Origin of the sequence: Rhabdochromatium marinum (assembly GCF_016583795.1) — a bacterium.
In the GTDB taxonomy this organism is placed as follows: Bacteria; Pseudomonadota; Gammaproteobacteria; order Chromatiales; family Chromatiaceae; genus Rhabdochromatium; species Rhabdochromatium marinum.
Genome location: NZ_NRRS01000107.1, coordinates 1 through 10,112, shown reverse-complemented (window position 1 = coordinate 10,112; position 10,112 = coordinate 1). Strand labels below are relative to the sequence as shown.

Below are 10,112 nucleotides of genomic sequence, written 5' to 3'. Positions count from 1 at the left end.
GGCCACTATTCGCGCTGGACACTCGGGCGTCTGTCGCCATCCGATGAACGCTCGCCACTGGGCCTCGGTGTAAAGACGACGATTGCTGTCGGTGCGCGCCACGGGAATGAGACGCCCCTCGCGCTCCCAACGCTGCAATGTCTTGACCGAAACACCCAGCCGCTTCGCCGCCTTGCCTGTACCCATGGTGCTTTCCATGGGATCATAATACACTACCGCGCATTCTTTATAAGACTAGAGTCCAGCTCCAGCTGACAGCGCAGATGGAGCCAACACAGGTATGTTTACGTCGAAGAGAGGACATGCAAGGACGCTCATGGTGGCGCCATGACGTATCTCGGCGCCCATTCCCTCAACTTCCCTTTCCTCCACGCCTACGACCCGCAGCTCGATCGTCTCGGCGCACTCGCCGAGCGCTACTTCGTCGATGATCCGAGCACCTGCCTGATCAAGCTGCGCCAGTTTGCGGAGCACCTGGCCCGCCAGACCGCAGCCCGCAATGGTCTAGTGACAACAGCGGATGAGCCGCAAAATGAGCGGCTGCGTCGTCTCAAATTCGACCGCGTGGTTCCTCCCGATGTCTTGGATCTGTTCCACCACCTGCGCATCCTCGGTAACCGCGCCAACCATGAAGATTCCGGTGACCACCGAGAAGCGCTGACCGCACTGAAGATCGCCCGCCAGTTGGCGATCTGGTTCCACCGTGCGTTTGGCAAGGAACTTGGCTTCAAACCCGGCCCCTTCGTGCCTCCGAGCACCCCGAAGAGCGCCACGGTGACGCTGGAAGAGGAGCTGGAGCTGGAGCAGTTGCGTGCCCAGCAGACACAACGGCTCGGCGAGGCGGAAGCCGCGCGAGAAGCGGCCGACCTGCTCGCCCTCCAGAGCGCGGCGTCTCAGGCGACACCGCAGCAAAAGGCGCAACAACAACAGCAGGTCGCACAGGCCGCCCAGGCGATCGATCTCGACGAGGCGGCCACTCGCGCCCTGATCGACGAGCAACTGCGCGCGCGTGGCTGGGAGACCGACACCAAGACGCTGCGCTACAGCCAGGGCACTCGCCCCATCAAGGGCAAGGCGATGGCGATCGCCGAATGGCCGACCGCGAGCGGTCCCGCCGACTATGCGCTCTTCTACGGCTTGCACTGTCTCGGCGCGGTCGAGGCCAAGCGTGCCCGCAAGAACGTCTCCGCCGCCATCGATCAGGCCGAGCGCTATGCCCGCGACATCCGCCTTGAGGCCGGCGAGGCCGAGCCGAGCGGCGGTCCCTGGGATGCCTACCGGGTCCCCTTCGTCTTCTCGACCAATGGTCGGCCCTATCTCAAGCAGATCAAGACCGAGAGCGGCATCTGGTTCCGCGACACCCGCAAGGCCACCCACCTGCGCCGCGCCCTCACCGACTGGCCGACCCCCGACGGACTCAAGGCGCGGCTGGAGATCGACGTCGAGGCCGCGCAGCAAGCCCTCAAGGCCCAGCCGATGGCCTTCGGCTTCCCGCTGCGCGACTACCAGCAGCAGGCCATTCTGGCTGTCGAGGACAAACTCGCCAAGGGTCTGCGCTTTCTGCTGGTCGCAATGGCGACCGGCACCGGCAAGACCAAGCTCGCCATCGCCCTGCTCTACCGTCTGCTCAACGCCAAGCGCTTCCGCCGGGTCTGCTTCGTCGTGGACCGCAGCGCCCTGGGGCAGCAGACCGGCGGGGAGTTCTCATCGACCAAGGTCGTCGGCACCAAGACCTTCGCCGACATCTTCGACCTCAAGGGGCTCGAGACCGTTGGCCCGGAGCCCGAGACCAAGGTGCACATCTGCACCATCCAGGGCCTGGTGCGCCGCGTGCTCTACAACGACGACCCAACGGACGTGCCGCCGATCGACCAGTACGACCTCATCGTCATCGACGAGTGTCACCGCGGCTATCTGCTCGACCGCGAGCTCTCCGACGGCGAGCTGAGCTTCCGCAGCGAGGCCGACTACGTCTCCAAATACCGCCGCGTCCTGGAGCACTTCGACGCGGTCAAGATCGGCCTGACCGCCACCCCCGCGCTGCACACCGTCGAGATCTTCGGCGACCCGGTCTTCACCTACTCCTACCGCGAGGCCGTGGTCGACGGCTTTCTGATCGACCACGAGCCGCCGGTCCGGATCACCACCGAGTTGGCCCAGAACGGCATCCACTTCGCACGCGGCGAGCAGCTGCAGCGGCTCGATACCAAGACCGGACAGATCGACCTGGCCCATGCCCCGGACGCCGTCGACTTCGAGGTGGAAGCCTTCAACCGCAAGGTCGTCACCCTCAACTTCAACAAGGCCGTCGCCGAGGAGCTGGTCAAGCACATCGACCCGGCGCTCCCCGGCAAGACCCTGATCTTCGCCGCCACCGACGCCCATGCCGACATCGTCGTCGACCAGCTCAAGCAGGCTTACGCGGCCAAGCACGGGTCGATCGAGGACGCCGCCATCCGCAAGATCACCGGCAGCGTCGACAAGGTCGGCCCCCTGATCCGCTCCTACCGCAACGACGACCTGCCCAAGATCGCCGTGACCGTCGACCTGCTGACCACCGGCATCGACGTGCCCAAGATCACCAACCTGGTGTTCCTGCGCCGCGTCAACAGCCGCATTCTCTACGAGCAGATGCTCGGCCGTGCCACCCGGCGCTGCGATGAGATCGAGAAGGAGACCTTCCGCATCTTCGATGCTGTGGATCTCTATGCCCATCTGCAGGACCTGACCCAGATGCGCCCGGTGGTGGTCAACCCATCGATCAGCTTCGAGCAGCTCTTCAAGGAGCTGGCCGAGGTCAAGGAAGAAGCCCACCGCGCTGAGATCCGCGACCAGATCCTCGTCAAGCTGCGCCGCCGTCTGCGCACGCTGACCGACGAGGCCCGAAGCCAGTACGAGGCCAACACGGGGGAAACGTCGGAAGACACCCTGAAACGCCTGGCCGACGAACCGCTCGCCGCCACGGCCGCCTGGGCCGGCTCGAAGCCCGGCCTGGGACCGATCCTCGACTGGGACCCGCAGGGCGGCGGCGCCTACTTCATCCCCATCTCCAACCACGAAGACCGGGTAATGGAGGTCTCCCGAGGTTACGGCAGCGCCACTAAGCCCGAGGACTTCCTCGACGGCTTCACCAGCTTCGTGCGCAACAATCTCAACCAGATCGCCGCGCTCAAGGTCGTGGTCCAGCGCCCGCGCGAGCTCACGCGTGCCCAGCTTCGCGAGCTGCGCCTGGAGCTCGACAAGCTCGGCTACTCGGATGCCAATCTGCGCCGCGCCTGGCAAGATGCCAGGAACGAGGAGATCGCCGCCTCCATCATCGGATTCGTGCGCCAGGCCGCCCTCGGCGATGCCCTCATTCCCTTCGAGGAGCGCGTGCGCCGGGCCATGCAGCGTATCCTGGCCCAACATCCCTGGACCGATCCCCAGCGCAAATGGCTCCAGCGCATCGCCCAGCAGATCGCGCGCGAGATCGTGGTGGACCGCGAGGCGCTCGATCATGAGCCCTTCCGCGCCCAGGGCGGATTCAAACGCCTCAACAGCGTCTTCGACGGCCAGCTCGAAGGCGTCCTGAGTGACATCAACGAAGCATTGTGGAGAGAGACCGCGTGACCGACACCGTGACCCGCGACATCGTCGCCAAGCTCTGGAATCTGTGCAATATCCTGCGCGACGACGGGGTGACCTATAACGAATACGTCACGGAGCTGACCTTTCTGCTCTTCCTCAAGATGATGCAGGAGACCGGGCGCGAGGAGCGCGTTCCCAACGGCTACGGCTGGGATACCCTGGCCAAGCGCGAGGGCCTCGAACAGCTCGAATACTACCGCCGCCTGCTGCTCGACCTCGGCGACACCAAGAAGACCCAGGATCAGACCATCCTCGCCATCTTCGCCGACGCCAACACCAAGCTGCGCAAGCCCGCCAACCTCAAGGCACTGACCTCAGCCATCGACAAGCTCGACTGGTTCTCGGCGCGCGAGGAAGGGCTCGGCAACCTCTACGAGGGCCTGCTGGAGAAGAACGCCGCCGAGAAGAAATCCGGCGCCGGCCAGTACTTCACCCCGCGCCCGCTGATCGACGCTCTGGTCCGGCTCATGCAGCCGCAGCCGGGCGAGAAGATCCAGGATCCGGCGGCCGGCACCGGCGGTTTCCTGGTCGCCGCCGACCACGACATCAAGCAGCGCACCGACGACCTCTTCGAGCTGACCGCGAACCAATCCTTCTTCCAACGCCATCATGCCTACAGCGGTGCCGAGCTGGTCCCGGACGCCCACCGGCTGTGCCTGATGAATCTCATGCTCCACGGCATCGAGAGCCGGGTGATCTGTGCCGACACCCTCTCGCCGGACGGCGAGGCCCTGGAAAAGGCGGACCTCATCCTCACCAACCCGCCCTTCGGCACCAAGAAGGGTGGCGGACGGCCGAACCGCGCCGATTTCTCGATCACCAGCGACACCTCGAACAAGCAGCTCGCCTTCGTCGAGCACATCGTCCGCGCCCTCAAGCGGGGCGGACGCGCCGCCGTCGTGGTGCCCGACAACGTCCTGTTCGAGGACAACACCGGGCGGCGCCTGCGCACATGGCTGATGGAGTTGTGCGACCTCCACACCATCCTGCGCCTGCCGACCGGTATCTTCTACGCCCAAGGCGTCAAGACCAACGTGCTCTTCTTCACCCGAGGCCAGACCGACAAGGCCAACACCCAGGCGGTCTGGATCTACGACCTGCGCGCCAACATGCCCGCCTTCGGCAAGACCCATCCCCTGACCCGCAACGACTTCGCGGCCTTCGAGACCGCCTTCGGCAACGACCCGCACGGCAAGTCCGAGCGCACCGACGAGGGCGAGACCGGCCGCTTCCGCCGCTTCACCCGCGAGCAGATCAAGGAACGTAACGACAACCTCGACATCGCCTGGCTGCGCGACGAAGACGAGGACATCGAGGAGCGGTTGACCGAACCCGAGGACATCGCCGCCGCCATCATGGTACACCTGCGCGCGGCGCTGGAGGAGATTGAAGGGTTGACGGAGGAGATTGAGGGCGGCGACGAAGGCAAGGAGGCGGCGTGAGCGATCTACCTCCTGGATGGGTGTCCGCTAGCTTCGGTGACCTTATGGCGCCTGAGCTGAACTCTCTCACTGATGGTCCATTCGGCAGCAAGTTGAAGACTGCCCACTATGTTGCCGATGGTCCGCGAGTAATAAGGCTTGGCAATATCGGTGTCGGCGACTTCCTTGGGGACGACGAAGCACACATCACCAATGAGCACTATGCAACGCTATTGAAGCACCGCGTATTTGCCGGTGATCTGTTGATCGCGGGCTTGGCCTATCCTGTAGGCCGCTGCTGCATCGCGCCGGATGGTCTCGGTGCCGCTATCGTGAAAGCCGACTGCTTCAGAGCCAAGCCGCACCCAAACGTCTCAAACGCCTACCTAATGCGCTACCTGAACTCTCCCCAAGGGCAGGCAGAACTCGAAGCTAACAGCCACGGCCTAGGGAGATTGCGCATCAACCTCCGAGATTTGAAAGCCGTTGATGTTCCGTTGGCGCCTGCTGCAGAACAACGCCGCATCGTCGCCAAGCTGGACAGTCTTTTCGAGCGCACCCGCCGCGCCCGCGAGGAGCTGTCCCAGATCCCGCGCCTGATCGAGCATTACAAGAAGGCGATTTTAGAGGCGGCGTTTCGTCAAGCCCAAGACGCATCAGATCGCAATGCTCCTCTTGGTGAACTGGCTGTCGAGGTCCGAAACGGTCTCTCGAAAAAGCCGGCCGACTCCCCGCCTGGCACACCGATTCTAAGAATCTCTGCAGTGAGACCCATGGCCGTGAATCTGGTCGATCGCCGTTTCTATCCAACTGACGAAGAGGTATCGGAACGAGCCTTTCTTGAGGATGATGATCTTCTGTTCACCAGATACAACGGAAATCCGGAGTTCGTGGCCGTTTGCGGCAAAGTCACGAACCTCTCCGAGCCAACAACATATCCGGATAAGTTGATTCGTGTTCGGTTGTCTGGCGACATCCTGCCAGGCTACGCCGAATTGGTCTGTTCTACCCCTCAGGCTCGCGAAGCACTTAGACCCTTTATCAAGACAGCAGCCGGGCAGCATGGAATCTCCGGCAAGGATCTCAAGCAACTGGAAATCCCGGTTCCAGCGCTGGAGTTGCAAGAGCAGATCAACGCGAAGGCGCGGGAACAACTTTCGGGTATCTCAGATGTAGTAAATCAAGCCAATCTCGCAGGGCAGCTTCTCCACCACCTCGACCAAGCCAACCTCGCCAAAGCCTTCCGCGGCGAGCTGGTCCCCCAAGATCCGAACGACGAGCCGGCCTCCGTGCTCCTGGAGCGCATCCGCGCCGCGCGCGCCGAGCACCCCAAGCCAACCCGCAAGCGACGCGGCACGCCGGCCAAGGCGGGCGAAGCCGCCTAGCCGCCTCGGCCAAAGGAGCCAGCATGACCAACGGAAAGAAGAAAGCCGGCGTAACCCGCCAACGGGTCGGGAAGCTGATGCGGACCCTGTTCGAGATCCTCCTGGAGCATCCCGATGGCATCCAGGCCCAGCTCGCGCTCGCGAAACTGGAGCAGCGCGTCCCGCCCACCGAGCACGAGAGCGGTCACTATCAGTCCGGTGGTCGACGCTACGAGAAGATCGTGCGCTTCTCCACGGTGGATCTGGTCAAGGCCGGCTGGATGCTCAAGGACAAGGGGCTCTGGAGCGCGACCGAGACGGGCCAGGAGGCGTTCGCTGCGATCCAGGACCCGACCGCCTTCTACAAGCGCGCGTGCGAGCTCTACCAGGTCTGGAAGTCCGCCCAGCCGGACCCGACCGACGCCGAGACCGAGACGGTAGAGGACGCCGAGGTCGAGCAGACCAGTCCCACCCAGACCTTCGAGCAAGCCGAGGAGAACGCCTGGAACGAGATCTGGGACTATCTCCAGCGCATCGACCCCTACAACCTCCAGAAGCTCGTCGCCGGGCTCTTGGAGGCGATGGGCTATCACGTCTCCTGGATCGCCCCACCGGGCAAGGATGGCGGCATGGACGTCCTCGCCTGGACCGACCCGCTCGGCACCAAGCCGCCACGCATCAAGGTCCAGGTCAAGCGGCGCAAGGACGCCATCGCCGTCGACGAGCTACGCTCCTTCATGGCCGTCCTCAGTGACAACGACGTCGGACTCTTCGTCACCACCGGCCGCTTCACCAAAGACGCCCACGACGAGGCCCGACTCCAAGAGCGGCGTAAGATCACCCTGATCGACCGCGAGCGCCTGGTGGAGCTGTGGATCCAGTACATGGACCGCCTGAGCGAGGATGCCCGCCAGTTGCTCCCGTTGAGACCGATCTACTTCCTAGCGCCGTCCTGAAAGCCGCATGATGCATCCCGATCAGCCCTCCCGCACCGCGCCAACCCCTTCCAACTGCTGGATCAGGGTGGCCTTGACCCCGACCGGAAAGACCCAGTTGCGGTATTGCGGTTGGTAGCGTCCTCCGAGCGACTTCGCCATCTGCTTGATGATGGTGTTGACCTGCTCATTGAATGCGGACCAGAGGCAGAGTCCCCAACCGCGGTCGACGAGATGGATTGGAGTTCCGAACAACCGAAGCCGGAGGCGCTCGCCCTTGCTCGGCTGCGACGTGGCCTGCTCATAGGCCTTCGCCACGGCCTCGCATCGGGCCTGGTCGCGGAGCTTCTCGAAGTCAGGATGGAAGAGCCACTGGCGGTTGTCGGAGCGCTCCAGCACATCCGTGCGCAGCAGGTCCCAGGACCAGGATTCGTGCCGGCTCGGGTCGAGCTGGATCTCGAAGGCGTGGATGCCGAAACTGGACAGCGCCTCGCGCTTGAGCGGGTCGACGAGATGGGTCACGGCGACCTCAATGAATACGGGACGGGTTCCGTGCATCCCCATGACGTCGATGCGGTAGTCACCAACCGGAGCTTCTTCCCGTGGATCGGTCAGCTGCCAGACCTCATCAGGCCGACTCAAGGCGGCCTCGCCGCACCGGCCGTCATCGAGCTGATGCGACTCCCGCGCTTCCAGGGCCGGAACCAGCACCGCCGCCCCACTGACGATCAACTGCTTGGCCGCCTTGTGGAGCGCACCCTCGGCCCCACCCTCACAGTCGTGACCGCTGGCATGGGCAAAGTGCCAGGTGCGAACTTCGCCCTGACGCGCGATTAGGATTTCTCCGCAGGATGGGCAACAGCAGTCACACGACTTGCCGCGTGCCACCTCCTCGACTGAGACGAGTTGGCCGTTGTGATCGATACCAAACGATTGGAGCAGATTTATGGTGTTCACTGATGATTCCTCGGCTGAAGTGCCATTGACGTTGAATGCGGAGGCAAAGGTGACCGAGGACAACGGCAGCGAACAGGGACCAAACCAGTTCGAAACCGGTTTGGATCGCGATGAGGTAGCCAACATGGCCAAACTTGTGGCAGAGCTTGCCAAGGAATGGAGTGATCGCACCTTCGCCGTCAAGATCCTGCGCGGCTTGTGCGCTCTGACGTTGGAATCTCCCGACCGGCTGGAGCCCGCCCCCGATTCCCGGCACTGGGGTTTCACCGTGTTGGAAATCGGCGAGGCCCTGGATCGATTGGGGATCGGGGGCGCGCAACTATTGGGCTCGGATGCTCAGCAGAGCATGAAGAGAAACTGGCGCAAGCTGATGGAGTTGTGGGAGAGAGAAGCGCCAACCATTGCACAACGTCTCAGTGCGCGAAAAGTATCCCTGCGGCCAACGCTATTCCGGGAAATTGGCGGCGGTAGTGGCAATCCCTCTCGGTTTGGGTTTCGGTTTTTGCGGTGTGAGGGCGTAGCGAATCAGCAGATACCAAGCATCAACTGGCTGGATGTCCCTGATATTTCCTATCGGCAAGCAGACATTTCAGGCAACCGGCTAATCCGGTGGTTGTCTGATCGGGGGCTTTATCTCAGCGGGCGGACTGGCAAAGCCTATCTAAGCGTCACCTACGCGTTGTTTGTTGCCGGAGTCTTCGTGCTCTGGCTCCTCTTTGTGGCCCTGACTCATGCGCCAACAACGCTCGACTTCCTCAAGATTTTCGTGTCCGGGGCGGTCATCTTGACCGTGGGCTATTTCTTCTTCGGTTGGCAAGCTCGATTGGTCACTAACCGGATCACTCTCGCCCCCGTCCTGCTGCAACCCTTCGCATCTAGTCGCAACGACTATCTGTTGGAGCTGCGACCAGATCAGGAAACAGAGCGAAACTCGCTCTACATGGTGCGATATGTTGGCGACTGCCCCATCTGCGGCGTGAAGGGGCACGACAAAGTGCACATCGAACCCGGCCGACGGGAGTTTTTCGGACGCCTTGTTGGACGATGCAATCGCGCACCGAACGAGCACGTCTTCTCCTTCGATCATGTGACGCGACAAGGGCGCTTCCTGCGCTGACTGGGGCACCATTGTGCGCTACGTACTGATCAACCAAAAGTGTAGTGGTTGAATCCGATTAGCCGGAGTATGAGCTTAGCGGGCTTTCTCGCGACACCGCGAGATACAGAAAGTTGCGCGCTAAGAATTGGACGCAGCTCTTGATTCAGAGCGATCGCATCACGTTTTTCTATTGTCAATGGCCAAAAACATGAGTCAGCCGCTGAGGTATTGGGCGATTCTTTTGTCCGAGCCGGTCGTGTGCAGCGCAAACCATTCAAATAGAAATTCGACGAGTGCGTCCAGGTCCAACTGGCCGGCGCAATAGTCGTAGACCTTGCTGTCGAGCGCGGCGATCAGTATGCGGTGCTCCTTGTGGTGCGCGTCATACTCTGGATACTTGGCGTCGATCATGACGTTTTCTTCGCTGAAAAAGTGAAACTCGGCGTATTTCTTCACTTCTTCCAGCAAACGTAGAACCCGTTCCTGAGAGCTCCCGTCCTCATTCGCGCGCGAGACATTGATCATCAGATCCAGAAATACCTGGTGTTCGTGATCGATTCGGTCGTGGCCAATGGAGAATTTGGCCTTGATCATGCCTTGGTCCATTGTTGCTAAGCCGCCACAGGCATCAGGTAGGGGCGCTTTGCCGGTCGAGGTCGTCGTCGAGCCGGCCAAGCCGGCCAAGGCATGCGTTCAAGCACTTGCTCAA

The 10,112-nt window shown here is 62.4% G+C and carries 8 protein-coding genes; 5 read left to right on the top strand and 3 right to left on the bottom strand.

Annotation, left to right across the window (positions count from 1 at the left end; genetic code table 11):
* Positions 1 to 186: helix-turn-helix domain-containing protein (locus CKO36_RS17865; protein ID WP_200286272.1), on the bottom strand; the 186-nt coding region annotated here is incomplete at its 3' end.
* A 141-nt stretch (positions 187 to 327) separates the two neighbouring features.
* Here CKO36_RS17865 and hsdR point away from each other — a divergent pair.
* Genes hsdR through CKO36_RS17845 form a run of 4 tightly spaced genes read left to right on the top strand, consistent with a single transcriptional unit; the run spans position 328 to position 7,368 of the window.
* A complete protein-coding gene (gene hsdR / locus CKO36_RS17860) occupies positions 328 to 3,609 on the top strand; it encodes a type I restriction-modification system endonuclease (RefSeq protein ID WP_200286271.1) in 3,282 nt (1,093 codons plus the stop codon).
* The gene (locus CKO36_RS17855) at positions 3,606 to 5,069 is read left to right on the top strand and encodes an N-6 DNA methylase (RefSeq protein WP_200286270.1); all 1,464 of its coding nucleotides are present in this window, start codon (positions 3,606 to 3,608) and stop codon (positions 5,067 to 5,069) included. The genes hsdR and CKO36_RS17855 overlap by 4 nt, the downstream gene beginning before the upstream one ends.
* Positions 5,070 to 5,113: 44 nt before the next feature.
* Positions 5,114 to 6,433 carry a restriction endonuclease subunit S gene (locus tag CKO36_RS17850; RefSeq protein WP_200286269.1) on the top strand — a complete coding sequence of 440 codons (1,320 nt, stop codon included), beginning with the start codon at positions 5,114 to 5,116 and terminating at the stop codon, positions 6,431 to 6,433.
* Positions 6,434 to 6,456: 23 nt separating this feature from the next.
* Positions 6,457 to 7,368, top strand: coding sequence for a restriction endonuclease (locus CKO36_RS17845; RefSeq protein WP_200286268.1), 912 nt, complete (start codon positions 6,457 to 6,459; stop codon positions 7,366 to 7,368).
* A 21-nt stretch (positions 7,369 to 7,389) separates the two neighbouring features.
* Here CKO36_RS17845 and CKO36_RS17840 read toward each other — a convergent pair whose 3' ends face one another.
* A complete protein-coding gene (locus CKO36_RS17840; RefSeq protein WP_200286267.1) occupies positions 7,390 to 8,304 on the bottom strand; it encodes a competence protein CoiA family protein in 915 nt (304 codons plus the stop codon).
* Between CKO36_RS17840 and CKO36_RS17835 the strand changes: the two genes are divergently transcribed.
* Complete coding sequence (locus CKO36_RS17835; protein WP_200286266.1) at positions 8,294 to 9,421, top strand: hypothetical protein; 1,128 nt, start codon at positions 8,294 to 8,296, stop codon at positions 9,419 to 9,421. The two genes, CKO36_RS17840 and CKO36_RS17835, sit on opposite strands and share 11 nt — an antisense overlap.
* Before the next feature lie 195 nt (positions 9,422 to 9,616).
* Here CKO36_RS17835 and CKO36_RS17830 read toward each other — a convergent pair whose 3' ends face one another.
* The gene (locus tag CKO36_RS17830; RefSeq protein WP_242469718.1) at positions 9,617 to 10,087 is read right to left on the bottom strand and encodes a bacteriohemerythrin; all 471 of its coding nucleotides are present in this window, start codon (positions 10,085 to 10,087) and stop codon (positions 9,617 to 9,619) included.
* Positions 10,088 to 10,112 lie beyond the last annotated feature (25 nt).